30 protein-coding genes are annotated in these 26,060 nt (G+C 65.0%); 12 read left to right on the forward strand and 18 right to left on the reverse strand.

Annotation, left to right across the window (positions count from 1 at the left end):
- The first annotated feature begins 136 nt into the window (after nt 1–136).
- From LQG66_RS06150 to LQG66_RS06160, 3 genes are all read left to right on the forward strand, one after another.
- Nucleotides 137–676, forward strand: coding sequence for a DUF3828 domain-containing protein (locus LQG66_RS06150; RefSeq protein ID WP_231324426.1), 540 nt, complete (start codon nt 137–139; stop codon nt 674–676).
- 6 nt (nt 677–682) lie between these two features.
- Entirely contained in the window at nt 683–955 is a 273-nt protein-coding gene (locus LQG66_RS06155) for a GNAT family N-acetyltransferase (protein ID WP_231324429.1), read from the forward strand.
- Between the two features lie 116 nt (nt 956–1,071).
- Nucleotides 1,072–1,236 (forward strand): YjiS-like domain-containing protein, encoded by a 165-nt coding sequence (locus LQG66_RS06160; protein WP_231324431.1) that lies wholly within the window; start codon nt 1,072–1,074, stop codon nt 1,234–1,236.
- Nucleotides 1,237–1,360: 124 nt separating this feature from the next.
- On the opposite strand, the gene LQG66_RS06165 is transcribed toward LQG66_RS06160, so the two are convergent.
- Nucleotides 1,361–1,747, reverse strand: a complete 387-nt coding sequence (locus tag LQG66_RS06165; RefSeq protein ID WP_231324433.1) for a DUF3597 domain-containing protein — start codon at nt 1,745–1,747, stop codon at nt 1,361–1,363.
- 401 nt (nt 1,748–2,148) lie between these two features.
- On the opposite strand from LQG66_RS06165, the gene LQG66_RS06170 reads away from it, so the two are divergent.
- Both LQG66_RS06170 and LQG66_RS06175 read left to right on the forward strand, forming a co-directional pair.
- Complete coding sequence (locus LQG66_RS06170; protein ID WP_231324435.1) at nt 2,149–3,060, forward strand: DUF2189 domain-containing protein; 912 nt, start codon at nt 2,149–2,151, stop codon at nt 3,058–3,060.
- A gap of 262 nt (nt 3,061–3,322) precedes the next feature.
- Nucleotides 3,323–4,093 (forward strand): lytic murein transglycosylase, encoded by a 771-nt coding sequence (locus LQG66_RS06175; protein ID WP_425601330.1) that lies wholly within the window; start codon nt 3,323–3,325, stop codon nt 4,091–4,093.
- Nucleotides 4,094–4,168: 75 nt separating this feature from the next.
- Here the strand turns inward: LQG66_RS06175 and LQG66_RS06180 are convergent, their stop codons facing one another.
- A complete protein-coding gene (locus tag LQG66_RS06180; protein ID WP_231324440.1) occupies nt 4,169–4,435 on the reverse strand; it encodes a hypothetical protein in 267 nt (88 codons plus the stop codon).
- Between the two features lie 474 nt (nt 4,436–4,909).
- Here LQG66_RS06180 and LQG66_RS06185 point away from each other — a divergent pair, with 474 nt between their 5' ends.
- From LQG66_RS06185 to LQG66_RS06205, 5 genes are all read left to right on the forward strand, one after another.
- The gene (locus LQG66_RS06185; protein WP_006614327.1) at nt 4,910–5,062 is read left to right on the forward strand and encodes a DUF1127 domain-containing protein; all 153 of its coding nucleotides are present in this window, start codon (nt 4,910–4,912) and stop codon (nt 5,060–5,062) included.
- 160 nt (nt 5,063–5,222) lie between these two features.
- A complete protein-coding gene (gene trmFO / locus LQG66_RS06190; RefSeq protein WP_231324442.1) occupies nt 5,223–6,656 on the forward strand; it encodes a methylenetetrahydrofolate--tRNA-(uracil(54)-C(5))-methyltransferase (FADH(2)-oxidizing) TrmFO in 1,434 nt (477 codons plus the stop codon).
- Nucleotides 6,657–6,663: 7 nt separating this feature from the next.
- Complete coding sequence (locus LQG66_RS06195) at nt 6,664–7,764, forward strand: AMP-binding enzyme (RefSeq protein WP_231324445.1); 1,101 nt, start codon at nt 6,664–6,666, stop codon at nt 7,762–7,764.
- 93 nt (nt 7,765–7,857) lie between these two features.
- Nucleotides 7,858–8,748 carry a TauD/TfdA dioxygenase family protein gene (locus tag LQG66_RS06200; protein ID WP_231324448.1) on the forward strand — a complete coding sequence of 297 codons (891 nt, stop codon included), beginning with the start codon at nt 7,858–7,860 and terminating at the stop codon, nt 8,746–8,748.
- Nucleotides 8,749–8,991: 243 nt separating this feature from the next.
- Nucleotides 8,992–9,684: a TauD/TfdA dioxygenase family protein gene (locus tag LQG66_RS06205; protein WP_345778935.1), complete on the forward strand. Its 693-nt coding sequence runs from the start codon at nt 8,992–8,994 to the stop codon at nt 9,682–9,684.
- 12 nt (nt 9,685–9,696) lie between these two features.
- Here the strand turns inward: LQG66_RS06205 and LQG66_RS06210 are convergent, their stop codons facing one another.
- The 5 genes from LQG66_RS06210 to yajC form a co-directional block, all read right to left on the reverse strand.
- Nucleotides 9,697–10,563, reverse strand: coding sequence for a phytoene/squalene synthase family protein (locus LQG66_RS06210; protein ID WP_231324452.1), 867 nt, complete (start codon nt 10,561–10,563; stop codon nt 9,697–9,699).
- Nucleotides 10,560–10,943, reverse strand: coding sequence for an Mth938-like domain-containing protein (locus LQG66_RS06215; RefSeq protein ID WP_231324454.1), 384 nt, complete (start codon nt 10,941–10,943; stop codon nt 10,560–10,562). Before LQG66_RS06215 ends, LQG66_RS06210 begins: the two co-directional genes overlap by 4 nt.
- A 42-nt stretch (nt 10,944–10,985) precedes the next feature.
- Complete coding sequence (gene secF, locus LQG66_RS06220) at nt 10,986–11,993, reverse strand: protein translocase subunit SecF (protein ID WP_231324457.1); 1,008 nt, start codon at nt 11,991–11,993, stop codon at nt 10,986–10,988.
- 8 nt (nt 11,994–12,001) lie between these two features.
- On the reverse strand, nt 12,002–13,606 hold the full coding sequence (secD, locus tag LQG66_RS06225; protein ID WP_231324459.1) for a protein translocase subunit SecD: 1,605 nt from the start codon (nt 13,604–13,606) through the stop codon (nt 12,002–12,004).
- Nucleotides 13,607–13,713: 107 nt separating this feature from the next.
- Complete coding sequence (gene yajC, locus LQG66_RS06230) at nt 13,714–14,088, reverse strand: preprotein translocase subunit YajC (RefSeq protein ID WP_231324461.1); 375 nt, start codon at nt 14,086–14,088, stop codon at nt 13,714–13,716.
- Between the two features lie 205 nt (nt 14,089–14,293).
- Here yajC and LQG66_RS06235 point away from each other — a divergent pair, with 205 nt between their 5' ends.
- Nucleotides 14,294–15,289, forward strand: coding sequence for an ATP-binding protein (locus LQG66_RS06235; protein WP_231324463.1), 996 nt, complete (start codon nt 14,294–14,296; stop codon nt 15,287–15,289).
- A gap of 197 nt (nt 15,290–15,486) precedes the next feature.
- Here the strand turns inward: LQG66_RS06235 and LQG66_RS06240 are convergent, their stop codons facing one another.
- Together LQG66_RS06240 and LQG66_RS06245 are read right to left on the reverse strand one after the other, a co-directional pair.
- Nucleotides 15,487–16,905 carry a LysM peptidoglycan-binding domain-containing M23 family metallopeptidase gene (locus LQG66_RS06240; protein ID WP_231324465.1) on the reverse strand — a complete coding sequence of 473 codons (1,419 nt, stop codon included), beginning with the start codon at nt 16,903–16,905 and terminating at the stop codon, nt 15,487–15,489.
- A 107-nt stretch (nt 16,906–17,012) separates the two neighbouring features.
- The gene (locus LQG66_RS06245; protein WP_425601293.1) at nt 17,013–17,657 is read right to left on the reverse strand and encodes a protein-L-isoaspartate(D-aspartate) O-methyltransferase; all 645 of its coding nucleotides are present in this window, start codon (nt 17,655–17,657) and stop codon (nt 17,013–17,015) included.
- A 274-nt stretch (nt 17,658–17,931) separates the two neighbouring features.
- Between LQG66_RS06245 and LQG66_RS06250 the strand changes: the two genes are divergently transcribed.
- Nucleotides 17,932–18,315, forward strand: coding sequence for a response regulator (locus LQG66_RS06250; RefSeq protein WP_231327708.1), 384 nt, complete (start codon nt 17,932–17,934; stop codon nt 18,313–18,315).
- 14 nt (nt 18,316–18,329) lie between these two features.
- On the opposite strand, the gene surE is transcribed toward LQG66_RS06250, so the two are convergent.
- From surE to nagZ, 9 genes are all read right to left on the reverse strand, one after another.
- Nucleotides 18,330–19,097 (reverse strand): 5'/3'-nucleotidase SurE, encoded by a 768-nt coding sequence (gene surE / locus LQG66_RS06255; RefSeq protein ID WP_231324467.1) that lies wholly within the window; start codon nt 19,095–19,097, stop codon nt 18,330–18,332.
- Nucleotides 19,098–19,194: 97 nt separating this feature from the next.
- The gene (locus LQG66_RS06260) at nt 19,195–19,530 is read right to left on the reverse strand and encodes a hypothetical protein (protein ID WP_231324469.1); all 336 of its coding nucleotides are present in this window, start codon (nt 19,528–19,530) and stop codon (nt 19,195–19,197) included.
- A gap of 103 nt (nt 19,531–19,633) precedes the next feature.
- Nucleotides 19,634–20,965 carry a serine--tRNA ligase gene (serS, locus tag LQG66_RS06265; RefSeq protein WP_231324471.1) on the reverse strand — a complete coding sequence of 444 codons (1,332 nt, stop codon included), beginning with the start codon at nt 20,963–20,965 and terminating at the stop codon, nt 19,634–19,636.
- 138 nt (nt 20,966–21,103) lie between these two features.
- Nucleotides 21,104–21,937 (reverse strand): twin-arginine translocase subunit TatC, encoded by an 834-nt coding sequence (tatC, locus tag LQG66_RS06270; RefSeq protein ID WP_231324473.1) that lies wholly within the window; start codon nt 21,935–21,937, stop codon nt 21,104–21,106.
- Entirely contained in the window at nt 21,934–22,461 is a 528-nt protein-coding gene (gene tatB / locus LQG66_RS06275) for a Sec-independent protein translocase protein TatB (RefSeq protein ID WP_231324475.1), read from the reverse strand. Before tatB ends, tatC begins: the two co-directional genes overlap by 4 nt.
- 110 nt (nt 22,462–22,571) lie before the next feature.
- Entirely contained in the window at nt 22,572–22,805 is a 234-nt protein-coding gene (locus LQG66_RS06280; protein ID WP_006614346.1) for a twin-arginine translocase TatA/TatE family subunit, read from the reverse strand.
- 272 nt (nt 22,806–23,077) lie between these two features.
- A complete protein-coding gene (gene scpB / locus LQG66_RS06285; protein WP_231324477.1) occupies nt 23,078–24,148 on the reverse strand; it encodes an SMC-Scp complex subunit ScpB in 1,071 nt (356 codons plus the stop codon).
- Nucleotides 24,149–24,167: 19 nt separating this feature from the next.
- Nucleotides 24,168–25,004 (reverse strand): segregation and condensation protein A, encoded by an 837-nt coding sequence (locus LQG66_RS06290; protein WP_231324479.1) that lies wholly within the window; start codon nt 25,002–25,004, stop codon nt 24,168–24,170.
- Nucleotides 25,001–26,029 carry a beta-N-acetylhexosaminidase gene (gene nagZ, locus LQG66_RS06295; protein WP_231324482.1) on the reverse strand — a complete coding sequence of 343 codons (1,029 nt, stop codon included), beginning with the start codon at nt 26,027–26,029 and terminating at the stop codon, nt 25,001–25,003. Before nagZ ends, LQG66_RS06290 begins: the two co-directional genes overlap by 4 nt.
- Nucleotides 26,030–26,060: the final 31 nt, after the last annotated feature.

A 26,060-nucleotide genomic window follows, 5' to 3' on the forward strand; every position in this document is an offset into this window, starting at 1 on the left:
CGCCCGGCCCATCGCACCCATGCGCAGCTTCATTCGAACGATTGCATCCGCCGTGCGACAAACCCGTGGCCGGCAGCGCAGTCATTCATCCCAATTCCTTCATCCCTGGCACGCCGAATCTGATTTGAGGACACCCATGATCGACCGTCGTCTTTTGCTCCTGAGCCTCGCTGGCGTGCTCGCCTCCGCGCCCCTGCATGCGCAGGTCCCCGCCCAAGATCCCGTGGGCATCATGACCGCGATCTACGCCCGCGTGGCCAAGGGCAAGGGCGAGGACGGCGGCAACTTCGTCATCGAGGACAAGGCGGCGCGCGCCAAATATCTGTCGAAGTCGCTGGCCGCCCAATGGGCCAAAATGGACGCCCGCACGCCCAAGGGCGAGGTCGGCGCGGTCGACTTCGATCCGATCACCAACTCGCAGGATCCGGATGTCGCCTCGTTCAAGGTGACGCCGGAAAAGCAGGAGGCCGACAAGACGACGATCGCCGTCACCATCACCGGCCATCGCAACGAGCGCAAGGACCAGGCCGACAGCGTCATCCGTTACGACCTCGTGCGCGAAACAGGCCAGTGGAAGATCGACGATATCCGGGGTGCGGTCGACGGCAAGCCGTGGTCGATCCGCGCGATGTTGTCGGAATTCCTGAAGATCACAGGGAAGCCCGGACGAAAGTAGAGGACCATGACGACCGTTCGCGACAATAGGGCCGAGAGCCGCTTCGAGCTCGACATCGAGGGCAGGATCGCCTTCGCGAACTACCGCGTGACGCCGCAGGCGGTCGTCATCACCCATACCGAGACCCCGCTGCCCCTGCGGGGCCGCGGCATCGGCTCAGAGCTCGTCAAGGGCGCGCTCGAACTCATCCGCGCCGACGGGCGCAAGGTCATCGCGGGCTGCGGCTTCGTCGCCGATTACCTTCACGAGCATCCCGAAAACAGGGACATCATGGCCTGACGGGGCCGTAGAACTACCGACCGGCGCGATTGCAGCCCGGTCTTTAACGCAATGGCTACCTGCATGGATCAGCAATTCCCCGCCGTACAAACAACCAGACCAATGGGGAGAGGCTCATGTTCATCGCCGCTATTTTCGACGCTCTCAAGCGCTACGTTCATTACCGCACGCAGCTCGCCTATCTCGACCAGCTCGACGAGCGCACCCTGTACGACATCGGCTTCAGCCGCGACCAGTTGCACGCCGAGGCCTGGCAGCGCGCCGGATTCGTGCACGCCTGAGACGTTCGGGCACGGTCGGACTGAACGACGCTGCACAACACGACGCGACAGGAAACGACGCGACACGAAACAAAGGCCCGCGCGATGGCGGGCCTTTCGCTTTTCGGCTCCGGCGCGCGCCGGATCAGTGCTTGATCTCGGGCGGCAGCTTGCCGCCATTGGCTGCGAGCTTGCTCATGACCTGCTTGTGCAGCCACACGTTCATGCTGGCGGAATCGTTGGTGTCGCCGCTGTAGCCGAGCTCCTTGGCGAGCTCCTTGCGCGCCGCGAGGCTCGAGTCGATGTCGAGCGCCTTCATCAGGTCGACGATCGAGGTTCGCCATTCCAGCTTCTCGTGCTTGGCGGCCGCGGCCTTGTCCACGATCGCAGCCACGTCGACGTTTTGCGCTGCAGCAGCCGTGCTGTCCGCCGTCGGCGCGCTGCCGCCCGCGGCCGGCGTGCTGCCGCCAGCCGGCGCAGCCTCGGCGTGATGGCCGAAAATCGCGCCCATGATCTTTCCGAAAACGCTCATCAATGGCTCCCAATGGATAGTGATCGTATGAAGAACTCGGCCGGCGGTGTTCCGTTGCAGAGACGCCCGTCGGAGCCTCTCCGCCCACCGCCGTGGCCTGCCAACGCGAACACGGCGACGAATGTGAAGCTTACCCAAGGCGGAATGACGGCGGAATGACTTTATCGGGCCATGGGCCGCTTCTGCGCGGGTGCGCCGGTCTAATGCACTGCGGCATTCACAGCGCTCACCGAGGCGTGAGTAGGCGCAGCACCGTTTGTCACTATCTTTATAGCTTCCGTTCGCGAATGGCCGTCCCGAGGTTCGTCGCGTCTGGCCGTTCGCGACTCCGTCCAACGACAAGCGCAGCCCGGCTTGCGTGGTTGGGAAGCGCCCCATGACACATGAGGGAGCGAACGACGATGGCCACCTATCACAGCAATGTCGCTGCACACGTTCGGCCTGCGGACGAGGTCGCAGCCGAGATCACGATCCGCACGATCGACTTTTCGAGCCTGATGCGCGCGCTGCGGCTCGGCTGGGACGACTTCAAGGCCGTTCCGAGCCACGCCGTGATGCTGTGCGCGATCTATCCCGTGCTCGGCCTCGTGCTGGCGCGCGCAGTGTTCGGCTATGCGGTGGTGCCGCTGCTGTTCCCGCTGGCGGCCGGTTTTGCCTTGCTCGGTCCGTTCGCGGCACTCGGCCTCTACGAACTCAGCAGCCGCCGCGACCGCGGCGAGGAGGCCAGCGCCTGGGATGCTTTCGAGGTGGTGCGCTCGCCGTCGTTCGGCTCGATGCTTGGGCTCGGCACGCTGCTCCTCGCCCTGTTCGTCACCTGGGTGGCGACGGCGCAGGCCATCTACGTGGCGGTGTTCGGCTATGGCGGCGCGACCAGCGCCACCGACTTCCTGGTACGCGTGTTCACGACGCCGCAAGGCTGGTGGCTGATCGCGGTCGGCTGCGGCGCCGGGTTCCTGTTTGCACTGCTGGCCCTGTGCCTGAGCGTCGTCTCGTTTCCGCTGATGCTGGACCGCCATGCCGGCGCGCTCGAGGCCATGGTGACCTCGCTGCGGGTGGTGGCCCAAAATCCGATACCGGTCGCAGCCTGGGGCCTCATCGTGGCCGCGCTGCTCGTCGCAGGCACGATCCCGTTCTTCCTCGGACTGGCCGTCGTGATCCCGGTCCTCGGCCACGCCACCTGGCATCTCTATCGCGAGGCCATCGCGATCCATCCCGACGCCGCGCCGATGCTGCCGCCGGCCCCACGGGGATCCAAGCCCGCGGCCGATTTCCCGGCGAACCTGTTCCCGTGGCGGTCGCGCGACCGGATGTGAGCAAGATCAACGGACGGAGTCGTGGTTGCCGCCGGCCCATGGGCCGGCGGTCGCCATACCGGCCCTCGAAAAGGATGCTGGAAGCCGCAGGGCGCGCAGGGCCTCACGAAAACCGACGCCAATGTGATCGAAAGGCCTTGTTGCTGCCGCGGTTACGCCCGACATGGAGTTCTCCCCATATCCTTTTTGAATCCATTGCCGTCCAGGTGTTTCGATGATTTCCGCTCGCTCCGCCGCTGCGTTTGCCTGCCTCGCTGTCCTGATGACCTTCTCCGTGCCGGCGCGTGCGGCTGGTGCCTGCGGAACCGGCGGTTTCGATGCCTGGCTCGCCGACTTCAAGACTGAGGCCGCGGGCAAGGGCATCTCGCAAAACGCGCTGAACGCGGCGCTGACCGGCCTGACGCCCGACCAGACCGTGCTCAACCGCGACCATGGCCAGAAGGTATTCAGCCAGACCTTCGAGGAGTTCTCCGGCCGCATGGTGCCGCCGCGCCTCACCCGGGGTTCCAACATGCTGAAGCAGTATGGCTCCGTGCTGTCGCGGATCGAGCAGAGCTACGGCGTGCCCGGCGAGGTGCTGGTCGCGATCTGGGGACTGGAGACCGATTTCGGCGTCAATGTCGGCAAGTTTCCGACCATCCGCGCGCTGGCGACGCTGGCCTATGATTGCCGTCGCGCGGAGCAGTTCCGCGGCGAGTTGCTGGATGCGCTGCGCATCCTCGATCGCGGCGATCTGGCGCCGTCAGAGATGCGCGGCGCCTGGGCTGGCGAGATCGGCCAGACGCAGTTCATGCCATCATCCTGGATCAAATACGCGGTCGATTTCGACGGCAACGGGCGGCGCGACCTGATCCGCAGCGCGCCCGACGTGCTGGCTTCGACGGCGAACTATCTGAAGGGCTACGGCTGGCAGCGCGGCAAGGATTGGGAGCCCGGCAGCCCCAACTTCGCAGTCATCCAGCAGTGGAACAAGAGCGACGTCTATGCGCGAACGATCGCGACCTTCGCGACCCAACTGGCGCGCGCGCCGTAGCTGGATCATCCATGAAAGAGGCCGATCGCGTTGGCGCGACCGGCCGGTCGTTCGATGATGTGCGAGATGCAGCTGCTACTTCATCTCTCCGGCGTGCATGGCCTTGGTGAGGTGCATGCCACAGGCGCCCATCTTGCCGCTGAGCAGCGCGTCCTGGGCAGCCGCGATCTCTTTCTGTGCCGTATATCTGGCATCGCCATCGGCCATCGCCTCGATGGCCGTCTCGGTCTTTTCCAGATTGGCCCCGCTGCAGCCGGCGCTGTGCATTTTCGCCGCCTGGACCGGCCCGAACGCGGCCATCGCCGCGGTCACGAGCGCGGCCCCCAACAGTTTCCTCATCATTGTTCTTCCTCGCTGGTGCGACGGCGTCGGCATCATTGCCGGACGCCGCGACACTTTGTCGCATGCCCAACCGAGGATCACGAATGAACTCGCCGCGAGAAATGCGTGATCAGGAACAGTTGTTCAAAGGCGCAGGCTTAAAGAGTGAATAATAATTCATACGCGCATACCCATGCGCCCGTGTGGCCCGGAGAGTCGGTAAGTCCTCACCGCTCCAGGGCGCAGGAGACAGTCGCTCCATCAGCAAATGCGATCTCACGATTGCAAATACGCATGAATACGGGGCTTTTCGGGCCCAGCCCAGCCGCCGGGCGCCCCTGCCCGATTCTTACTCAAGAGTTACGCAAGCTATGCGTCGACGGTTTAGCTGCATCGCAACATCAGCGCTTCTGCATCGCAACAATCTCTCCTATGTTCATTCCAACGATGAGGCTCTGACGAAGAGTTGAATCGTGAATCTAAGGAGAAATTCCCATGTTGCTCTCGCTCATCCGCATGGTTCAGGCGTTCCGTGAGTATCAGCGCAACGTTGCCGAGCTGTCGCAGCTCAGCGACCGCGAACTTGCCGACATCGGTCTCGACCGGTCGGACATTCCGCGCGTTGCCGCCGGACACTACAACGGCTGATCAGCCCGTTTCCGATTTCTACCCGACATCGCCCGCCTCGCTGCGGGCGTTGCCGTTTCTAGGCCTCGCGCGAAGCGGCTGGCAGGCGGCCCCGCTTTCTTGGCGCTGGAAGTCACTGGCGCATTTGCACCGGTCAGGAAAAGCGCTACCTGTCCCGCGCATGACAGGGACCAAATCACCTTCCAATTCCGTTCACGTGGTGGGCGCCGGACTCGCCGGATCCGAAGCCGCGTGGCAGCTGGCTGAAGCGGGCGTCGACGTCGTTCTGCACGAAATGCGGCCCGAGCGCATGACCGAGGCGCACCGGACCGCCTCTCCGGCAGAGCTCGTCTGCTCCAACTCGTTCCGCTCCGACGATGCCGCAAATAACGCGGTCGGCCTCCTGCACGCCGAGATGCGCCGACTCGGTTCGCTGATCATGCGCGCCGCTGACGCCAATCAGGTCCCGGCCGGCGGCGCGTTGGCAGTCGACCGCGAGGGCTTCTCGGCAGCCGTGGCAGCGGCGCTGGAGGCGCATCCGCGCATCCAGCTGCGCCGCGGCGAAATCACAGGCCTGCCGCCTGCGGAATGGGGCAACGTCATCGTCGCCACCGGGCCGCTCACCGCACAGCCACTGGCCGAAGCGATCCGCTCGCTGACGGACGAGACCGCACTCGCCTTCTTCGACGCGATCGCGCCGATCGTGCACAAGGACACGATCGACATGTCGGTCGCCTGGTTCCAGTCGCGCTATGACAAGGTCGGCCCGGGCGGCACGGGCGCTGACTACATCAACTGCCCGATGACCAAGGAGCAGTACGACGCCTTCGTCGCGGCACTGCTCGCGGGCGAGAAGACCGACTTCAAGGACTGGGAGACTAATACCCCCTATTTCGACGGCTGCCTGCCGGTCGAGGTCATGGCCGAGCGCGGTCACGAGACGCTGCGCCATGGTCCGATGAAGCCGGTAGGCCTCACCAATTCGCACAATCCGACGGTCAAACCTTACGCGATCGTGCAGCTGCGCCAGGACAACAAGCTCGGCACGCTCTACAACATGGTCGGCTTCCAGACGAAGCTGAAATACGGCGCGCAGCAGCAGGTCTTCCGAACGATCCCCGGTCTCGAAAACGCGGAATTCGCGCGGCTCGGCGGCCTGCACCGCAACACCTTCCTCAACTCGCCGAAACTGCTCGACGTGCAGCTGCGCCTGCGCGCGCAGCCGCGGCTGCGCTTTGCCGGCCAGATGACGGGATGCGAGGGATACGTCGAGTCGGCGAGCATCGGCCTCATTGCGGGCCTCTACGCCGCTGCTGAGTCGCGCAGCACAAATCTGCTGCCGCCGCCGCCGACCACGGCGCTCGGCGCCCTGCTCGGCCACATCACCGGCGGCCATATCGAGACGATCGATGGCGCGACACGCTCGTTCCAGCCGATGAACATCAATTTCGGCCTGTTCCCGCCGCTGGCGGCGGCCCCCACCAAAAAGCCGGACGGCACGCGCTTGAAAGGCAACGAGAAGACGGTCGCCAAGAAGCAGGCGCTGAGTGCCCGCGCCTTGGCGGATCTCGATCGCTGGATCGCCGACCATCTGCGTGTCGCGGCCGCTGCGTGAGAGTACGATGAGCTTGCCGAACAATGACTCTGCCTTGTTGGCGGCGCGCTGGAGCGAAGGTGTGCTGCTCAAGCGCGACGTGTTCTCGACCGTCGAGCGCGGCCGTTTCGTCCGCGAGAGCGGCGCGGTGGACGCCGTGCTGCGCCGGCTCGACGAGGTGCCGTGGTGGTCGTTCGTGCTGGCGCGCCATCTCTTCGCACGCGAGCGCAAAGCGCTGACGCGCGCCAAGGGGCTGAATGCCGGTCCCGATCTGTTGTGGGCGGGAGATCGTGCCCTGGTGCGCGGCTTCATCAACGGCGTGGCGCTGCATCTCGCCAAGCCGCACGGCAACGTCGCCTATTTCCGCTCGGCCAAGCAGATGATGCGCCGGCTGCATCGCGCCGGCATCACGCACAACGACCTTGCGAAGGAACAGAACTGGTTGGTCGGCCATGACGGCCATTGCTACGTGACGGACTTTCAACTGGCGGCGTGCTTCTCGAGCCGCAGCCGGCTGTTCCGGATCGCGGCCTATGAGGACCTGCGCCATCTCCTCAAGCACAAGCGGACTTACGCGCCCGAAGCGCTGACGCCGAGGGAACGCAAGATCCTGGCGCGCAAATCGCTGTTCGCGCGGATCTGGCTGATGACCGGCAAGAAGGTCTACCGCGGGATCACGCGCGGCATCTTCAACTTCACCGACCGCGAGGGCGGAGGACGGCGCCTTGTGAACGACGCACCGGTCCTGGTGGAAATGATTCGCAAAAATCCCGGCGTGCGCGATGCCGCGATCGTCGCCTTCGCCGACCGCCGCACCGGCGTGGGCCTCTATGCCTTCGTCGAGGCGGAACAGTCTGCGCTTGAAACTCAATTGCAAAACGAGCTGGCGTCGGCCAAGGGCCCAAAACCGCCGGAGCACATCCAGGTGGTGCACGCCCTGCCGCGCGACGCCAGCGGCCGGCCGCGCACCGAGCTCCTGCAACTGGTCGCGATGAACCAGCTCGACCTGATCGAGCCGATGATCACGAGCGACAGCGATCGCGCGTTCCTCAAGGACATCCTCGACTCCCGGAAGAACCTGCGCGACCGGTTCAATTTCGAAGCGGACCTGAAGCTGCCGTCGGCCTGAGCGACGTGCCCCGATGATCCGGCGGCCTGTGATTTCGGGGAGAAGCCGCTATATATTCAGACCACACGGCATCGATTGGCGAGGACACGGGCGATGGACATTGAGACCAGCGTGCAAGCAGCCTCCCATTCCTCACCTGTCGAGATTGTCCAGACGGGCGGACCGTTGGGCGCCGAAATCCGCAACGTCGATCTGAAGCATCTGGACGATTCGGCGTTCACAGCCCTTCTCGGCGCCTTCCACGCGCACTCGGTGCTGCTGGTGCGCGGACAGAGTCTCTCCGATCAGGATCTCATCGCCTTCAGCCGCCGCTTTGGCGATCTCGACTGGGCGCCCGTGCAGGAGAACGGCCGGCGCTTCGTCGACGGTCTGCCCGAAATCTACATCGTCTCGAATGTGAAGGTGGATGGCGAGGCGATCGGCAGTCTGGGCGCGGGAGAGGCCGTGTGGCACACTGACATGTCGTATCTCGACACCCCGCCGATCGCGAGCGCGCTGTATGCGTTGGAGATTCCGCCGGTCGGCGGCAACACTTCGTTCTGCAGCATGTACGCCGTGTACGATGCACTTCCATCTGACCTTAAGCGCCGTATCGCAGATCTGAAGATCAAGCACGACGGCACCTACAACAGCGGCGGCTTCGTGCGCCAGGGCGTGACGCCGACCGACGATCCGCGGACCTCGCCGGGCGCGATCCATCCGCTCGTCTGCACCCATCCCGATTCCGGCCGCCAGATGCTTTATCTCGGCCGCCGGCGCAACGCGTATCTGGTGGGTCTCGACCTCGCCGAATCGGAAGCGCTGCTGGACGAGTTGTGGACCTATGTCGCGCGCTCGGAATTCGCCTGGGAGCATGCGTGGAAGGTCGGCGATCTCGTCATCTGGGACAACCGCTGCACGATGCATCGGCGTGATCCGTTCGATGATCATGCGCGGCGAATCATGCATCGAACCCAGATCAAGGGCGCCGAGCGCCCACACTGATTCGTCAGAGCGAGGCTTGGCGCCCGTTCGCGCAGCACGTTGCCTGCGATTGAGTTGCAGGTTGCTCGATATTTCTCCGAGCGCCGCCTTGAAGCGTCCAACTTCTGACTCAGAGCGGCAGACTGTGCCGACAATCGGCAGATCGTGCCGCGATCCTTCCGCGAATTGCCTCCGAGCCGAAACAACCCCGACAAATTACGGTGGTTGATTTGCAGCGCTGGTGAAACTTGGGAGATGACGCAAGTGAGTCTCAGAAGCAACGTTGCTCGAAGCGCCGAAAGCAGCCTCATCAAGGTCATCCCGACAGGAAAGTCGCTCGGTGCCGAAGTCTGCAATGTCGATCTCAGATCGTTCGACGATTGGGCGTTCGCCTCGTTCATGCGCGCCCTGCTCAAGCACCAGGTCCTGCTCGTGCGCGGCCAGCGTCTCAGCGATCGCGACATCGCCGCGTTCAGCCGGCGCTTCGGTCATGCCGACCTGCTCTACACGCCCCACGGCACCATGCAGGGCGACAGGCTATCGTTCTGCAGCCTCTACGCCGCCTATGATGCGCTGTCGCCCGCATTGCGCAGCCAAGTGGCTCATCTGAAAATTCGCCATTTGTCGAGCGACGTCTCCGATGACGGTCGCCGCACCACCTTCGCAGGTGCCGTTCATCCGCTCGTCGGCCTTCATCCCGACACCGGCCGCTCGATGCTGGCACTCGGTCAACGCCGCAACGCCTATGCCGTCGGACTCGGGCTCGCCGAATCGGACGCATTGCTCGACGACCTCTGGCAGCTTGCCGAGCGGCCCGAATTCACTTGGGCCTATGCGTGTCGCCCCGGGGATCTGGTCGTGTGGGACACCCGCTGCACGATCCACCGGAGGGAGCAGCCGGAGATGCCGATGCTGCGGCACAGCCCGCCACTGTGGGATTCGATCCCATCAGCTTGAGTGATCGGAGCCTCAACGCCGTTGAAAACGCGCCGTCCTCGCGGCGCGCCACAGCGTCCATAGCGTCGCCAGGTGCGAGCGTGCCTGGTGCTGAAACGGGTCATCATCGCGATGTCGCTCGGCGCGTGCGAGATCACGACGCACGAGTGCGAGCGGCAGCAGGATGGTGCGGACCGAGGGCGGCGCTTCGCTCGCCAGCTCCAGCGCGCGATCGAGATGTTGGCGCGCCTCGCCGCGCAGGTCGGTCAACATCGTCCGGATCGCGGGCGTTGCCTTGCCCGCGAAGATCTCCTCCTGCTTGACATCGTGTCGCGCGAGAAGATCGAGCGGTACGTAGAGCTGCCGGTGCGCAGCATCCCGCGCAAGTGAGGCGATCACCTGCAGAATTCCCTGCGCGATGCCGGCGTGGTGGGCCAGATGGTCTGTATCTGCCGAGGGCGGCGCGACGATCCGCACAGCGAGCGCGAACAGGGCTCCTCGAGTGTCGCCGAGATAGCCGTCCAGCGCGGCCATGGTCGGCATCGGATCGTTGTAGAGATCGAACTGATGTTCGTCGATCAGGCGTGTCAGGCGCTCAAGCGGCAGCGAGAAGCGCTGCACCGTGAGCAGCAGTTCGGCAGCCACCGGATTGCCCTCGACCCCACCATGCTCGTCGCCGGCCAGCGTGTCGCGCCACCATTGCAGACGGACTTCACCCGGCAGCGGCTGGGACACGAGATCACGAATCCGGGTCACCTCGACGTTGAATGCATACAGCGACAGCAAGGCACGCCGGATCTCCGGCGCGACGAACAGCGTCGATGCATAGCGGTCGAAATCATGCTCGCGCACCAGGCCCGCACAGAATGCGGCGTCGCTGCCGAAGCTCTTCTCGATCATGGGACGGCAATGAGCGCCGCCGCAACCCGCCGACGCTCGCCGATCATGACATTGTAGGTGCGGATCGCAGGCCCGGTCTGCATGGCATCGAGCACGACGTTCACGCCGCGCAGCGCCGCGCGCAGCGGCGCCGGCGGAATCCAGACCTCGGTTCCGGTTCCCACGATCAGCGTGTCGATTCTGTTCGCGGCGTCGAAGATCCGCTGCAGCGAGTAGCGGTCGATCTGACCAGGCTGAGTGACGTCCCAGGCCCAGATCGAATCGGGCAGGCACAACAGCGAGCCGCGATGCGACATGTCGGCAAAGGCGAAGCCACCGTTGCCGTAGCCGTCGATCGACGCCGATCGCGGGAAATGCGGTGTATCGTCAGAAGCTGCCATCCGAGACCAACCTTTCAGCCCCGGTTCGGGTCCAACGGCTGGTCACGACTTCTTCTTCGGCTCGTCGGCCTGATCACCGCGAACGGCTCCGACGCCGAGATAGATCAGGATCGGCGCGGCGATGAAGATCGAGGTGTAGGTGCCGACCAGCACGACGCCGAACATCATCACGGCGGTGAAGCTGTGGATCGCGGTTCCGCCGAACAGCAGCAGCGCGAGCAGCGCCAGGGTCACCGTGACGTGGGTGATGATCGAGCGCGACAGCGTCGAGTTGATGGACTCGTTGAGCAGCTGCGGCATCGGCATCTTCTTGTAGCGCCGCAGCATCTCGCGGATCCGGTCGTAGATGACGACGGTGTCGTTGAGCGAATAGCCGAGAATGGTCAGGAGCGCCGCGATGCTGGTGAGGTCGAAATCGACCTGGCTGACCGACATGAAGCCGATCGTCAGCACGATGTCGTGGACGTTGGCGATCATGGCGCCGAGCGCGAACTGCCATTCGAACCGGAACCAGAGATAGATCAGGATCGAGACGATCGCGAGCATCAGGCCGAGCATGCCGTAGGCGAGCAGCTCGCCGGAGACGCGGGCGCCTAAGACCTCGACACGCCTGTATTCGACAGCATCGCCGAGGGCGGCACGCACCTTATTGACGGCCTCCTGCTGCGCGTTCTCGCCGCCCGGCTGCTCGGCGACGCGGATCAGAACATCGGCGGGACCGCCGAACTGCTGCAGTTGCACCTCGCCGAGATTGAGGCCGCCCAGCGTCGAGCGCATGCCGGCAATGTCGGCAGTGCCCGACTTGGCGCGGACCTCGAGCAAGGTACCGCCCTTGAAGTCGATCCCGAGGTTCAGGCCATGCGTGAAGAACAGCACGATCGCGACGATCGACAGCATCGCCGAGATCGGGAAGCTGATGCGGCGGAACTGCGTGAAATCGAAATGCGTGTCGTCGGGAACGATGCGCAGCGACGGCAGCAGGCCGAGCGCGCTGACCACCGTCAGCACCGCGATCAGGATGCCAAGCCCGATGAGAATCCAATGTGTCACTTTAGCTCCTAGATGGGCACGCTTTGCGGCCGCTTCCACCGCACCCAGGCCGCCACAATCAGGCGGGTGAGCGTGAAGGCGGTGAAGACCGTGGTGAGGATGCCGATGCCGAGCGTCACAGCGAAGCCGCGCACCGGACCGGTGCCGATGTAGAACAGCACCGCCGCGGCGATGAAGGTCGTGATGTTGGAGTCGAGAATGGTCGACAGCGCGCGCTTGAAGCCGGCGTCGATCGCCGAGATCGCGTTGCGGCCGCCGCGCAGCTCCTCGCGGATGCGCTCATAGATGAGCACGTTGGAGTCGACCGCGATACCGACCGTCAAAACGATGCCGGCGATGCCCGGCAGGGTCAGCGTCGCATTCAACAGGGACAGCACGCCAAAGATCATGGCAACGTTGATGGCGACGGCGATGTTGGCGAACACGCCGAACAGCCGGTAGGTCACCAGCATGAACACGATGACGAGGATCGAGCCGACATAGGCCGCGAGCTCGCCCTTGGCGATCGAGTCCGCGCCGAGACCGGGTCCGACGGTGCGCTCCTCGATCACGGTCAGCGGCGCCGGCAGCGCGCCGGCGCGCAGCAGGATCGCGAGCTCGTTGGCGGACTGCACGGTGAAATTGCCCGAGATCTGCCCCGAGCCGCCGGTGATCGGCTCGCGGATGACCGGCGCCGAGATGACCCTGTTGTCGAGCACGATCGCGAAGGGCTGTCCGACGTTCTCGGTCGTGGCCTGCGCGAATTTGCGCGAGCCGGCACTGTTGAAGCGGAAGCTGACGATCGGCTCGTTGCTGCGCTGGTCGAAACCGGTCTGCGCGTCGGAGAGGTCGCCACCGGAAACCAGCACCTGCTTCTTCACGACATAGGGCTGGTTGGGCGACGTCGCACTCTGCAGCACTTCGGATTCAGGCGGCACCCTGCCCTGCAGCGCCTGGTCGGGCGGCACCGACGAGTCGACCATACGGAATTCCATCTTGGCGGTCTTGCCAAGGATTTCCTTCAGCTGGGTCGGGTCCTGCAAACCCGGGACCTGCACCAGGATACGATCGGTGCCCTGGCGTTGGATCAGCGGCTCGACAGTACCGAGCTCGTTGATGCGGCGTTCGACGATCTGGATCGACTGCTCGATGGCCAGACGAATCCGCTCCGTGATCGCGGCCTGCGGAATCGTCATCCGGATCAAGCCACCGCCAGCGTCAGTGAGCTCTAGGCTCCGCTGGCCGCTGGAGCCAAGCAGGCCGCCGAGCGGCTGGGACAGATCGCGTAGCTTGGCGAGCGCGTTTGGCACGTCCGCCGGGTCGGCGATGCGCGCCTCGACTGCGTCGTTGCGTACGACCACACCCCCGGTGAAGCGGATCTTGGCGTCGCGCAGCGTGCGGCGCGCATCATCCTGTATCGCCAGGAGCCGGTCCTTCTTTACCGAATTGGCATCGATCTCGAGCAGCAGATAGGAGCCGCCCTGCAGGTCGAGGCCGAGCACGAGGTGACGCTGTGCCCAGGCCGGCCAGGTCTTGACCGTCGCTTCCGGGAAGAAATTGGGCACCGCGCACAGGCACACCACGAGCGCCGTGAGGATGATGCCCAGCGCCTTCCACCGCGTGAAATACAACATGAGAGTGGGTCCGTGAGGTGGTCGGTCAGAGCCGCAGGCGGCCCTTCAAATCGGGACTTCGAAGAAAAGATCAGCCGAAAGAAAGCGATAGATCGGCCAAGCCGCGATCAGCTCGCCGCCTTCTCGTCCTTCTTGTCGTCCTTGGCGACCTCGGCCTTTGCCGGCTCGCCCTTGGCGCGGACACCCGTGATCATCTGCCGCATCTGCCGCACGCGGATGCCGTCGGCGATCTCGAACTCCACCTGATCGTCGTCGACGACCTTGGTGACCTTGCCGACCAGACCGCCCTGGGTCACGATCGTGTCGCCCCGGCGCACGTTCTTGACGAGGTCGGCGTGCTCTTTGACCTTCTTCTGCTGCGGCCGCAGGATCAGGAAATACATGATCACGAAGATCAGCGCGAAGGGCAGCAGCGACATCAGCATGCTGTTGGTGTCGCCGGCGCCGGCGGCGGCCTGGGCATAGGCAGGGGTAAACAGCATGCGGTCGATCCTCGTAGGCCTGTGCCTCGTGAGACGGGAATAGCCGGCGAACCACGCTTTTCTCGGCGCGGGCCGGCCTCTTGCGAATTTCGCGCGGAATATAGCTGCCGCGGCCCTAATTGCAATGCGTCCGGCCCCGCCATTTCACCCCCGCTTGCGGCCGCCGGCGAGGCCCGATATGGCTGCCCCATCAGGAACTTGCAGCATGTCGAAAAAACCAGCCAAAGCCCCCTCCCGAACCTCCGCCAAGACCGTCTTCAGGCCCGTCGCAAAGCCCTCCGTGCAAAAGCCGGCCAAGGTCGCGGCAAAACGTCCCGCCGCCCCTCCTTCCGACGACACCGCTGGGCGGATCGCCCGTGCGCTGGAGGCGATTGCGGCGCACCTGGCAGCAACCGGTGCGGGTGGAGCACAAGCTCTGGATTTGGATGCAGCCGATGCCTTCGTCTGGCATCCGAACGGCCGGCTGTCGACGGTGCCGCGCGTCAGCCGCGTCGAGATCGATCTGCTCAAGGGCATCGACCGGATGCGCGACATCCTGATCGAGAACACTGAGCGTTTCGCCAACGGCCTGCCCGCCAACAACGCCCTGTTATGGGGCGCGCGCGGCATGGGCAAATCGTCGCTGGTGAAGGCCGCCCACGCCAGCCTGAACGTCGCGCGCAAGCCCGCCGACCGGTTGAAGCTGATCGAGATTCACCGCGAGGACATCGAGAGCCTGCCGGCACTGATGGACATCCTGCGCGCGTCGTCGTTCCGCTTCATCGTGTTCTGCGACGACCTGTCGTTCGACGGCAACGACGCGTCCTACAAGTCGCTGAAGGCCGTCCTCGAAGGCGGCATCGAGGGGCGTCCCGAAAACGTCATCCTCTACGCGACCTCGAATCGGCGCCATCTGCTGGCGCGCGACATGATCGAGAACGAGCGCTCGACCGCGATCAATCCGGGCGAAGCCGTCGAGGAGAAGGTCTCACTGTCCGACCGCTTCGGTCTGTGGCTCGGCTTCCACCGCTGCAGCCAGGACGAGTACCTCGCGATGGTCAAAGGCTATTGCAGCCATTTCGGCATTGCGGTGGCCGAGGACGAGCTGGAGCGCGAGGCGCTGGAATGGGCCACGACGCGCGGCTCACGATCAGGTCGCGTCGCCTGGCAGTTCACGCAGGATCTCGCAGGCCGGCTCGGCGTGCGGCTGAGCACAAAATAACAATCTCTGCCGCCATGCCCGCGCAGGCGGTGATCTCCGCACCAAGATCGTCATGCCCCGCGCAGGCGGGGCATCCAGTACGCCGGGGGCGTTCGTGAGACTCGAGAAGCCAGTGTTTACTGGATCGCCCGCCTTCGCGGGCGATGACAGCGTCTCTGACGCGACAGCTTGCCCCAGATGGGATGACCTCTTCGGCCTCACGCCCCGTTGAGGAATTGCAGCGGGTCAACCGGCGACGACCCCTTGCGGATCTCGAAGTGGAGCTGCGGCGATCCGACTTCTCCCGATTGACCCGACTTGGCAATGATCTGGCCGCGCTTGATCGGATCGCCGCGCTTCACCATCAGCTCACTCGCATGGGCATATGCGGTGACGTAGCCGTTGGAATGCCGCACCAGGACCAGATTGCCGTAGCCCTTCAATTCATTACCGGCGTAAGCAACGACGCCATCCTCGGCAGCCTTCACCGGCGTGCCCTCGGGCACTGCGATGTTGATGCCGTCATTGGACTTGCCGTTGGTCTTCGCGCCGTAGCTCGTGATCACCTTGCCGCGTGCCGGCCAGCGGAAGGTGGGCAACGAACTCGTGGTCTCGGCCGGCCGCACCGGCTCCTCTTCTTTTTCGGGTGCCGGATTGGCCTGGGCCAGACGGACGCTCTGGACCTGGCCTGCCGTCGCCACCCGCGTGGTCGGCGCCGGCGCCGGGACGGTCGCAACCGCCTGGGGAACGGTCGCGACCGGAGCCACGGGCGCAGCGACCGCTGCGGTCTTGCCAGGGACGGTCAGCCTGGCACCGAGCTTCAGAGGCGAAGCCTGGTCGAGATTGTTGGCGCGCGCGAGCTCAGCCGGCGAGACGTGGTTCTGGCGCGCGATACCGGCCAGCGTTTCGCCGCGATTGACGAAATGAACGGTGGCGGGCGTCACGGGTGCCGTGACCGCAACCGGCCTCGGCGCCACCATTGGCGCCGCGGCGACGGGCTGCGCTGCCGGCGCAGCGGCGACCATGCCCGGATGCGGAATGATCAGTTGCTGGCCGGGCGACAGGGCACGTGGCCCCTTATAGCCGTTGGCGGCCATGATCTCAGCCGGCGTCACACGATAACGCTTGGCGAGGATATCGAGCGTATCGCTGGTGCCTACGATGATCTTGGTGCCGCCGGCCGGACGCGCGGCTACGACCGAGCGCGGCGGAACGGCGCCGGTGGTCTCGAGCTGCGGTTGTGCCGGTGGCGCATAGGCGCGCGTTGGCGCTGCGTAGGTCTGAGGCACCGGAACCGAGGCCGGTGGCGCATAAGACGCGACGCCGCGCCCTCCCGACGATACGCCGCCGCCGGATGGATAGGACTGGGGTGCCCCGACAGCTGGCGGGGGCAGCGCGGAGGACGAATAGGCGGGCGCCGGGGCCGGAGCGTATTGCGGCTGCGGCCGTGCCGCGGCCGGCGGCGCCTGCACCGAACCGGTCGCGTCCGATGCAAAGGGATTCGAAAACGGACTTTGCGCCTGGGACAACCGCGTCGACATGTCGGCGCTGCAGCCGGCAACGCCGAACGACATCAGCGCCAGCGCCGCGATCTGCGGCAGGCGGCGCGAGCGAGGCAACTCGACGATGACGGGCATGGTTACTCACTCGTACGCAACAAACAACGAATTCGAGTAAACACAGCCGCGGTAAATAAGCGCTTAAGCCGCAAATAAAGCGTTGTGGGACCTGCTGATCCGCTCGTTTAAAGTTCGCGCGCAATCCCTGGAATTGCCGGCACAAATCGCACGTCGACGAGCTCCCTGCGATCGAAACGATCGCCCGTTCGCGTCACCCGCACGAGCGTCTGCACCCCATGATGAGGGCCGACCGGCGCGATCAGGATACCGTCAGGCTCCAGCCGATCGAGCAGGCTCTGGGGAATCTCCTCCATCGCGGCGGTCACGATGATGCGGTCGAACTGGCCGGCCCCGGGGGGGAGCGCGAAGCCATCGCCCAGCATCACCTCCACGTTGAAGCAGCCGAGCTTCTCCAGCCGCTCACGCGCCTTGTCGGCAAGCGTACGGAATCGTTCCACCGTCAGGACGTTGGCAGTGAGCCGGGACAAGATCGCGGCCTGGTATCCCGACCCGGTCCCGATTTCGAGCACGCGGTGGTTCTTCTGCAGCTTCAGCTGCTCGGTCATGTAGGCGACGACGAAGGGCTGGCTGATGGTCTGCCCGCAGGCGATCGCCATTGCGCTGTCGCGGTAGGCGTGCACACGATCGCCCGGCAGAACGAACTCCTCCCGCGGCACCTCCTCCATCGCGCGCAGGACCGCCTGATCACTGATCCCGCGCCGACGCAGGGTCAGCTGAAACATCATCTTCTCGGGAGGAGGGCTGGCCATCACGCTATCGGTTGTTCACCTCTGCGCAATCTAGATCATCATCCGCGCGTTGCGCACAGGTTTTCCGTTCATCCCCCGCGACTACGGATGGTACGCGCCGGACATCGCCCCGGAAGCTCCTCCTGAAGCGGAACCATTGCAGAACGGTTTTGTTAAACAAGGGGCGGTTATGTCCCCGCGCGACGAGGCTATGGCGAACCAGACGAGATTGTTGACGTTGCGCCATAAGCCGTTATTTGCGAACGTCGAATCGGTATGGGCAAGGACTGACATCATGACTGCACCACGGCCGCCACGCGGCTCCGTGTTTCTGGTTGAAGACGAAGTCATGATCAGGATGATGGTCGCCGACATGCTCGAGGAGCTCGGCTACACGGTCGCGGCCGAAGCCGGCGAGATCGGCGAAGCGATGCGGCTGGCCGAGAGTACCTATTTCGACCTCGCGATCCTGGACGTGAACGTCAACGGCAAGGTGATCTCGCCGGTGGCCGATGTGATCAAGGCGCGCAACCGGCCTTTCATCTTCGCAACCGGCTATGGCTCGTCGGGATTGCCCGAGGAGTATCGCGACCGGCCGGCTTTGCAGAAGCCATTCCAGCTCGAGACGCTCAGCAAGGCCATCGATCACGCGCTGCGTGGCGCGGAGCCGCCGCGGTAGAGAAGACAGCGCCTTCAGCCGAGAATGTCGCTGAGCTTGCCCGAGAACGCCTCGTCCGTGCGATCCAGCCGCAACGGCGTCACCGACACGTAGTGCGCGGCCAGCGCCGCCAGATCGGTCCCTTCATCGGGCACGTCCAATGCTGCAGCGCGGTCGAAGCCGATCCAGAAATAGGGATTGCCGCGACCGTCGCGGCGCTCGTCGACCTTCAGGAAACCGAGATTGCGCTTGCCCTGGCGGGTCACCACGATCCCCTTGACCTCGTCGGGCGTGCAGGACGGGAAGTTGACGTTGATCACCGTGTTCCGGGGCACACCGGCCTCGAGCACCTTACGCACGATCTGCGGGCCGAATTTGAGCGCAGTATCCCAGGACGGCTTGTCGCGCGTGGCAATGCTGAATTCCTGCGACAGCGCAAACGACGGCAGACCGAGGATCGTGCCTTCGAGTGCGCCGGCGATCGTGCCCGAATAGACCACGTCCTCGGCGACGTTGCGGCCCTTGTTCACGCCGGACAGCACCAGGTCGGGCAGCTTGGCCCCCAGGATATGGCGCGCTCCCATGATGACGCAGTCCGTTGGCGTGCCGCGCACCGCGAAATGCCGCGGACCGACCTCGCGCAGCCGCAAGGGATCATTCAGCGAGAGCGAATGCGATACGCCGCTCTGGTCGAGTTCGGGAGCGACGATCCAGACGTCGTCGGACAAAGCGCGCGCGATCTCTTCGATCACCTTGAGGCCCGGCGCATGGATCCCGTCGTCGTTGGTGCAGAGAATCCGCATGGCCACCTTTATCCATCCCCGTTCGAAACAATTGCCGCGGTGTCTTATCTGCTGCGCAGCATCGAGGCAAACCTGCCGCCCCGGCCGAATTCGCGGTTCAGTACCGAATCCGCCACTGCGGCAGGAATCTTGCGAGCCGTCCCCGCGTGCACAGGCGGAGCGCTGAGACAGGCTGGTCGGGTGCTGCGGGAGGCTGCGCCTGCCCCGGTTGCTCTGCCGCCGGAAAACGCGCCCGCGCGGTGCCGAGCGCCTTCTCGAAATCGACCTCGTTGAACCAGGCCTGCTTCCGCAGAGGGTCGAGCAGACCGTCGTCCCAGACCCTCGACCGATCGATATCGAACGCTCCCTTGAGGCGCTGATCGACCGCCTGCAGGCCATGGCCGGTCACGGCCCACTGGCGTCCGATCCAGAAGATATCCCGATGCAGGGCCATGGCGCCGGTTTCTGAAAAGCGATGGCTGAACAGAACCAGAGGATACGACTCACCGGTCGCCGCGCAACGGCGGCGATCGGCCCGGACGCGATTTGTCGCGGCCTTATGGCTCCGCAGCAACCAGCTTGAGGCCGCCCATGTAGGGCTGCAGCACATCGGGCACCGCGATCGAACCGTCAGCCTGCTGATAGGTCTCCATGACCGCGATCAGCGCACGGCCGACCGCGGTACCGGAGCCGTTCAATGTGTGCACGAAACGCGGCTTGCCGTCGCTGCCGCGATAGCGCGCATTCATGCGCCTGGCCTGGAAGTCGCCGCAGACCGAACAGCTGGAGATCTCGCGGAAAGCGCCGCCGTCGCCCTGCCCGGGCATCCAGACCTCGATGTCGTAGGTCTTCTGCGAGGAGAAGCCCATGTCGCCCGTGCACAGCGTAATGACGCGATAGTGCAGATCGAGCCGGCGCAGCACCTCCTCGGCGCAGGCCAGCATGCGTTCATGCTCGTCTTTGCTGGTCTCCGGCGTCGTGATCGACACCAGCTCGACCTTGGTGAACTGGTGCTGGCGGATCATGCCGCGGGTATCGCGGCCGGCCGCGCCCGCCTCGGCGCGGAAGCACGGCGTCAGCGCCGTGAGCCGCATCGGCAGCTCCTTGTCGTCGACGATCGATTCGCGCACCAGATTGGTCAGCGCGACTTCTGCCGTCGGTATGAGGCCGAGCCGCTCGGTCTTGAGGCGCTCATCCGGCGCCGCAATCAGTTCGCCCTTCACGGCCCAGAACTGATCGTCCTCGAACTTCGGCAATTGCCCGGTGCCGAACATGACCTCGTTGCGCACCAGCAGCGGCGGATTGATTTCGGTGTAGCCATGCTCGGTCGTATGCAGGTCGAGCATGAACTGCCCGAGCGCACGCTCGAGCCGCGCCAATCCCTTCTTCAGCACGACAAACCGGGCGCCCGACAGCTTCGCCGCGGACTCGAAGTCCATGGTGCCGAGACCTGCGCCGAGATCGTCGTGCGGCTTCGGCGCAAAGGCGTAGTTGCGCCTGGCGCCGAACACGTGGCGCTCGACGTTGTCGTGCTCGTCCTTGCCGTCGGGCACCTCGTCGAGCGGCAGGTTGGGAATCGCCGACAGCTCGCGCGCCAGCTCATCGTCGGCCTGCTTCGCGGCAGCTTCGAGCTCCGGCATCGTCGTCTTGAGCTTGGCAACCTCCTCCATCAGCGCTGACGCGCGCGCGTCATCCTTGGCCTTCTTGGCCTCGCCGATTTCCTTCGAGGCGGCGTTGCGCCGAGCCTGCGCCTGCTCCGACGCCAGGATCGCGGCACGACGCCGTTCGTCGATGGCGAGCAGTTGCGACGACTGGGGCGACAGACCCCGGCGCGTCAGCGCCGCATCGAAACCTTGCGGATTGTCGCGGATCGATCTGATGTCGTGCATGGTCGTTCGGTCCTGGGAACGAAAAATAGGGGCGAGTCGCCCCGGCGCGCGGAGCGGCTTGCACTACCGCGAATGGCCGCGGATGGGAACAGGCAACGCCCGGGACCGGGCGCGAGCCGAGCCCGCTACGCTTGGCGCCTACCCGGCCGGATTGGTCGGCGGGTTGTCGGAGCCGGACGTGGGGCCAGAGCCGGACCCGGAGCCGGACTTGGCGGCAGCTGCCTGCTTCTCGACGAAGCCCACCGCGATGATGGCGCCTTCGTAGAGCGCCAGCAGCGGGATCGCCAAGGAGGCCTGGCTCAGCACGTCCGGCGGCGTGAGCACCGCAGCAATGATGAAGGCGATCACGATGAAATAGCGCCGCTTCTCCTTGAGCATCTTCGAGGTGACGATGCCGATGCGGCCGAGCAGGGTCAGGATCACCGGCAGCTGGAAGGCGATGCCGAAGGCGAAGATCAGCGACATCATCAGCGACAGATATTCGCCGACCTTGGGCATCAGCGCGATCTGCGCTGTCTCGGGGCCGCCAAGCTGCTGCATGCCCAGTGAGAAGCGCACAATCATCGGCCATACCGCGAAATAGACCAGCATGGCGCCGAGCACGAAGAAGACGGGGGTCGCAATGAGGTAGGGTAGAAACGCATTGCGTTCGTGGCGATACAGCCCGGGCGCGACGAACGCGTAGATCTGCCCGGCCACGATCGGGAACGAAATGAAGCCGGCGCCGAACATCGCGAGCTTCAGCTGCGTGATGAAATATTCGAGCAGCTGCGTGTAGATGAACTTGCTGTTCTCCGGTCCTGCAACCCAGACGAACGGCAGCACCAGGATGTTGTAGATCTGCTTGGCGAAGAAGAAGCAGAAGATGAAGGCCACGCCGAAGCCGAGCAGCGCCTTGATCAGCCGCGAGCGCAGCTCGATCAGGTGGTCCATCAATGGGGCTTTGCTGGCCTCGATGTCGTCGACGGTCATGACGCTTTGGCGTCCTTCAGACGTTCGGCCTCTGCCGGTGCCGGCACTTCCGGCTGCGGCTCCGGGGTGATCTCGCGCACGATCGCCAATGGCTCGCTCGCCGCCTGATGAGCCTCGGCTTCCACGAAGGTTTCGGGACGCGCAGATTCAGGAGTGGTGGGAATCACAGGGGTCTCGGGCGAAGCGGCGACCGCGTCCGTGGCGGGCGCAGACGCCTCGGCGGGCTTGTCGACCCCCTCGATGTCGAGCGCCTTGTCGACATCACGCTGCAGCGACGTCATCAGGCCGGTGGGGGAGAAACCGCTCGCAGCCTCCTTGACCTCATCGAAGCTCTTCTTGAGGTCGGCCATTTCGGCCTCGCGCATGGCTTCCTGGAACTGGCCCTGGAACTCGGACGCCATCCGGCGGGCCTTGCCCATCCATTGCCCGACCATGCGCAGAACGCCCGGTAGCTCCTTGGGACCGATCGCAATCAACGCGACGACCCCAATGACGAGCAGTTCACTCCACCCGATATCGAACATGAAACAATCCGCCTACGCGACGACGCCCTAACATCCCGCCTTGCCCGGGCCTGTCCGAGCAGGTCCCGTCCGTGCGGGAGCGCGCGCCGCCCGCGCCCTTCACGCGCAGATCAAACGGCCTTGCTGCCGACATCCGTGCGGGTGGCCGAAGGCGTCGCGCCATGATCGATCGACTTGACCGGCTCGGTCTTCTCCGGCGCCTTGTCGTCGTCCTGCATGCCTTTCTTGAAGGCCTTGATCCCCTGCGCGACGTCGCCCATCAGATCGGAGATCTTGCCGCGCCCGAACAGGAGCAGGACGACCGCGATCACCACGATCCAGTGCCAAATGCTAAGCGAACCCATCCTGCAACCCTCCAAACATCGGCACGGCCCTTCGACGACTGCTCGTCGAAGTTACCGCCGAAGTCGCGCCATATCCCATGGACTTGACCGCGTCATTTCGCTTCTAGCATTCGGTTGCGAAACAGCAACACGAACTGGACCAAAATCAGCTCGCGGATAGCCCATTCTGGCCCGGAAGGTAGGCGTCGGCGCCCCCAAAAACAAGCACTTCAGCCCCGTCAAATCGCGGCCGAACCTACGCAATAACGCGAGTGTTAACGGCCGCGGCGCCGCTACCCTTCCTGGTGCGACGAACCGTCCTCGTCGGTATCGAGGTCGCCGCCGTCATCAGTTCCGTCGACCTCAACCTCGGCCTCGGCTTCTTCCTCAACCGGAGCTTCAGCCTCGGCCGAAAGATCAACCAGCTCGGCAACGGCCTCGTCATCCTGATCGGCGACGAACTCCTCGACGGTAACGCTCACCTCGGCGATCTCGGCTTCAGCGTCGACGCTCGAGACCTCGACATCGCCGACGGCAAATTGCGAGGCGGCCTCGTCTTCCTTAGCGGCCAGGTCCGCCCCTGCTGTTCCCACCTCCGCAGTTTCGGCGATGGCGGCTTCCACTGGTGCCGTTTCGCCCTCTGCGGTCCCGGCTTCGCCGGACTCGATCTCGACAGCTGGCGCGAGCGCCAGATCGAGATCACCCGGATCAAGCGGTTCCTCGTCCTCACGCAGGGTCGGATCGTCCGACGGCGTGGGAACCGTGAAGCCGGTCGGCAGCCGCGAATCCAGCAGGCCCGTGCCCTTCAGCTCTTCCAGGCCGGGCAGGTCACCCAGCGTCTCCAGGCTGAACTGGGTCAGGAAGGCATCGGTGGTTCCGAAGGTCAACGGCCGGCCCGGGCTCTTGCGGCGACCGCGCGGCTTGATCCAGCCGGTCTCCAGCAGGACATCCAACGTTCCCTTGGAGGTGACGACGCCGCGGATCTCTTCGATCTCGGCCCGTGTGACCGGCTGATGATAGGCGACGATCGCCAGAACCTCGATCGCCGCGCGCGAGAGCTTGCGCGTCTCGGTGCTCTCACGCGTCATCAACCAGGCAAGATCGCCGGCGGTACGAAAGGTCCACTTGTTGGCGACACGCACGAGGTTGACGCCACGGGTGGCATACTCTGCCTGCAGCTGCGCCAGCGCGGCCTTGATGTCGACGCCGTCGGGCATGCGCTTGGCGAGCGTGGCCTGCTCGAGCGGCTCCGCCGAGGCGAACAGGAGCGCCTCGAGGATGCGCAATTCTTCGGGGCGCGCCTCCGGCTCGTTTGCCACGATCTCGTCGGGCTCTTCCATGCGCAGTTCCGCCAAGCTTGCCATGGCAGGGTCTCCTTGTTCGTTACTCAACCGTCAAGTCCGGCGCAGCCATGGCGCCGGACTGGATCGGTGGACGCTTACGAAAATACAGCGGCGCGAACGCCTGCTTCTGGTTCAGCTCAAGCTTGCCTTCGCGGACCAGCTCCAGCACGGCTGCAAAGCTCGATGCGAAGACGGTGGCCTTTTGCGCAGGCTCGGCGACGTAGTCCAAAAGGTAGTCGTCGAGACATCCCCAGTCGTCCGACACCTCAGTCATGCCGACCAGCCGCTCGAGCGAGGCGCGCGCCTCGGCGAGCGACCAGACGGTGCGCTTGGCCATATGGACGGACGTGACGACGCGCGACTGCCGCTGAATGGCGTAGGCCGACAGCAGGTCGAACAGGGTCGCGGTGAACTTCGGATGACGGACTTCCGCGATCGCTTCCGGATTGCCGCGCGGGAACACGTCGCGCTGGAACTGCGGCCTGTTCATCAGGCGGTTGGCAGCCTCGCGGATGGCCTCCAGCCGGCGCAGGCGGTTGGCCAGCGCGGTCGCCATCTCCTCGGCGCTCGGCCCTTCCGCGGCCGGCGGCTCCGGCAGCAACAGGCGCGATTTCAGGAACGCGAGCCACGCTGCCATCACCAGATAGTCGGCCGCCAGTTCGAGCCGGATCTTGCGGGCTGCCTCGATGAACTGGAGATATTGGTCGGCGAGCGCCAGGATCGACATCTTGGCGAGATCGACCTTCTGCTGCCGCGCCAGTGCGAGCAGCAGGTCCAGCGGACCTTCATAGCCCTCGACATCGACGACCAATGAGGGTTCGGCCTCGGCCAGCTCAGCGGGCCGGCCGGTCTCAAACGACAGAATTTCCGCAGTCATACGCTCGCTGGTCCCAGCCGGTTGATCAAGGCATCGAGCTCGGCACGTACGGCGCTCCGGTCGAAACCTGCGGGTGCCTTGCGCGCCGCAAGTGCGCGATCGGCCCGAGCCAGGGCCTCCCCGGCAAGCTCCGGCGTTTCGGCCACCACGGCCTGCATCTCGTCGAGCTTTCCGTTACAATGCAGAACCATGTCGCATCCGGCCGTGAAGATCGCGCGCGTGCGCTCGGCGATCGATCCAGCCAAGGCATTCATGGAGACGTCATCACTCATCAACAAACCCTGGAACCCGATCCGTGCGCGAATCACGCGTTCGATCATTGTCGCAGAAGTCGTGGCCGGATGGGCGCCGTCGATCGCGCTAAACACAACATGTGCAGTCATGGCCATCGGCAGGTCGGCGAGCGCCTTGAAGGCGGCGAAATCGGTCGCGTCGAGCTCCGCTTCCGGCGTGTCCACCGTCGGCAGCCGGACATGGGTGTCGGCGGTGGCGCGGCCGTGCCCCGGAATGTGCTTCAGCACCGGCAGGATGCCGCCCTGCGCCAGCCCTTCGGTGACCGCCCGGGCGATCGCCGCCACCTTGTCGGGCGTCGTGCCATAAGCGCGATCCCCGATCACGGCATCGGCGCCGGCGACCGGCACGTCGGCCAGCGGCAGACAATCCACCGTAATCCCCAGTCGATGCAGATCGTCGGCGATGAGGCGGGCGCTGAGCCAGGCCGCGCGGAGGCCGAGCGCCGAATCAAGATCGTAGAGCCGGTCGAACACGCGGCCGGCGGGATAGCTCGGCCAGTGCGGTGGGCCCAGCCGCTGCACCCGCCCGCCCTCCTGGTCGATCAGGACCGGGGCATCGGCACGGCCGACACAATTCCGCAATTCTTGAACGAGTGCAGTCACTTGCTCCGGTGACTGCACATTGCGTTTGAACAGGATGAAACCCCAGGGCCTGAAGTCGCGGATGAAGTCGCGCTCGGCCTCGCTGAGGTGCAGCCCGGAGGTGCCGGTAATGAAAGCCCGCATGGTCATGCCGGCCGCATAGACCCCGCCTTGGGGGCGG

Source organism: Bradyrhizobium ontarionense (assembly GCF_021088345.1).
Classification (GTDB): domain Bacteria; phylum Pseudomonadota; class Alphaproteobacteria; order Rhizobiales; family Xanthobacteraceae; genus Bradyrhizobium; species Bradyrhizobium ontarionense.

Bases quoted from the DNA above. Each gene is read 5' to 3' on its own strand.
- LQG66_RS06150 (WP_231324426.1), top strand. From the start codon at position 137: ATGATCGACCGTCGTCTTTTGCTCCTGAGCCTCGCTGGCGTGCTCGCC.
- LQG66_RS06155 (WP_231324429.1), top strand. From the start codon at position 683: ATGACGACCGTTCGCGACAATAGGGCCGAGAGCCGCTTCGAGCTCGAC.
- LQG66_RS06160 (WP_231324431.1), top strand. From the start codon at position 1,072: ATGTTCATCGCCGCTATTTTCGACGCTCTCAAGCGCTACGTTCATTAC.
- LQG66_RS06165 (WP_231324433.1), bottom strand. From the start codon at position 1,747: ATGAGCGTTTTCGGAAAGATCATGGGCGCGATTTTCGGCCATCACGCC.
- LQG66_RS06170 (WP_231324435.1), top strand. From the start codon at position 2,149: ATGGCCACCTATCACAGCAATGTCGCTGCACACGTTCGGCCTGCGGAC.
- LQG66_RS06175 (WP_425601330.1), top strand. From the start codon at position 3,323: ATGACCTTCTCCGTGCCGGCGCGTGCGGCTGGTGCCTGCGGAACCGGC.
- LQG66_RS06180 (WP_231324440.1), bottom strand. From the start codon at position 4,435: ATGATGAGGAAACTGTTGGGGGCCGCGCTCGTGACCGCGGCGATGGCC.
- LQG66_RS06185 (WP_006614327.1), top strand. From the start codon at position 4,910: ATGTTGCTCTCGCTCATCCGCATGGTTCAGGCGTTCCGTGAGTATCAG.
- trmFO (WP_231324442.1), top strand. From the start codon at position 5,223: ATGACAGGGACCAAATCACCTTCCAATTCCGTTCACGTGGTGGGCGCC.
- LQG66_RS06195 (WP_231324445.1), top strand. From the start codon at position 6,664: ATGAGCTTGCCGAACAATGACTCTGCCTTGTTGGCGGCGCGCTGGAGC.
- LQG66_RS06200 (WP_231324448.1), top strand. From the start codon at position 7,858: ATGGACATTGAGACCAGCGTGCAAGCAGCCTCCCATTCCTCACCTGTC.
- LQG66_RS06210 (WP_231324452.1), bottom strand. From the start codon at position 10,563: ATGATCGAGAAGAGCTTCGGCAGCGACGCCGCATTCTGTGCGGGCCTG.
- LQG66_RS06215 (WP_231324454.1), bottom strand. From the start codon at position 10,943: ATGGCAGCTTCTGACGATACACCGCATTTCCCGCGATCGGCGTCGATC.
- secD (WP_231324459.1), bottom strand. From the start codon at position 13,606: ATGTTGTATTTCACGCGGTGGAAGGCGCTGGGCATCATCCTCACGGCG.
- yajC (WP_231324461.1), bottom strand. From the start codon at position 14,088: ATGCTGTTTACCCCTGCCTATGCCCAGGCCGCCGCCGGCGCCGGCGAC.
- LQG66_RS06235 (WP_231324463.1), top strand. From the start codon at position 14,294: ATGTCGAAAAAACCAGCCAAAGCCCCCTCCCGAACCTCCGCCAAGACC.
- LQG66_RS06240 (WP_231324465.1), bottom strand. From the start codon at position 16,905: ATGCCCGTCATCGTCGAGTTGCCTCGCTCGCGCCGCCTGCCGCAGATC.
- LQG66_RS06245 (WP_425601293.1), bottom strand. From the start codon at position 17,657: ATGGCCAGCCCTCCTCCCGAGAAGATGATGTTTCAGCTGACCCTGCGT.
- LQG66_RS06250 (WP_231327708.1), top strand. From the start codon at position 17,932: ATGACTGCACCACGGCCGCCACGCGGCTCCGTGTTTCTGGTTGAAGAC.
- surE (WP_231324467.1), bottom strand. From the start codon at position 19,097: ATGCGGATTCTCTGCACCAACGACGACGGGATCCATGCGCCGGGCCTC.
- LQG66_RS06260 (WP_231324469.1), bottom strand. From the start codon at position 19,530: ATGGCCCTGCATCGGGATATCTTCTGGATCGGACGCCAGTGGGCCGTG.
- serS (WP_231324471.1), bottom strand. From the start codon at position 20,965: ATGCACGACATCAGATCGATCCGCGACAATCCGCAAGGTTTCGATGCG.
- tatC (WP_231324473.1), bottom strand. From the start codon at position 21,937: ATGACCGTCGACGACATCGAGGCCAGCAAAGCCCCATTGATGGACCAC.
- tatB (WP_231324475.1), bottom strand. From the start codon at position 22,461: ATGTTCGATATCGGGTGGAGTGAACTGCTCGTCATTGGGGTCGTCGCG.
- LQG66_RS06280 (WP_006614346.1), bottom strand. From the start codon at position 22,805: ATGGGTTCGCTTAGCATTTGGCACTGGATCGTGGTGATCGCGGTCGTC.
- scpB (WP_231324477.1), bottom strand. From the start codon at position 24,148: ATGGCAAGCTTGGCGGAACTGCGCATGGAAGAGCCCGACGAGATCGTG.
- LQG66_RS06290 (WP_231324479.1), bottom strand. From the start codon at position 25,004: ATGACTGCGGAAATTCTGTCGTTTGAGACCGGCCGGCCCGCTGAGCTG.
- nagZ (WP_231324482.1), bottom strand. From the start codon at position 26,029: ATGACCATGCGGGCTTTCATTACCGGCACCTCCGGGCTGCACCTCAGC.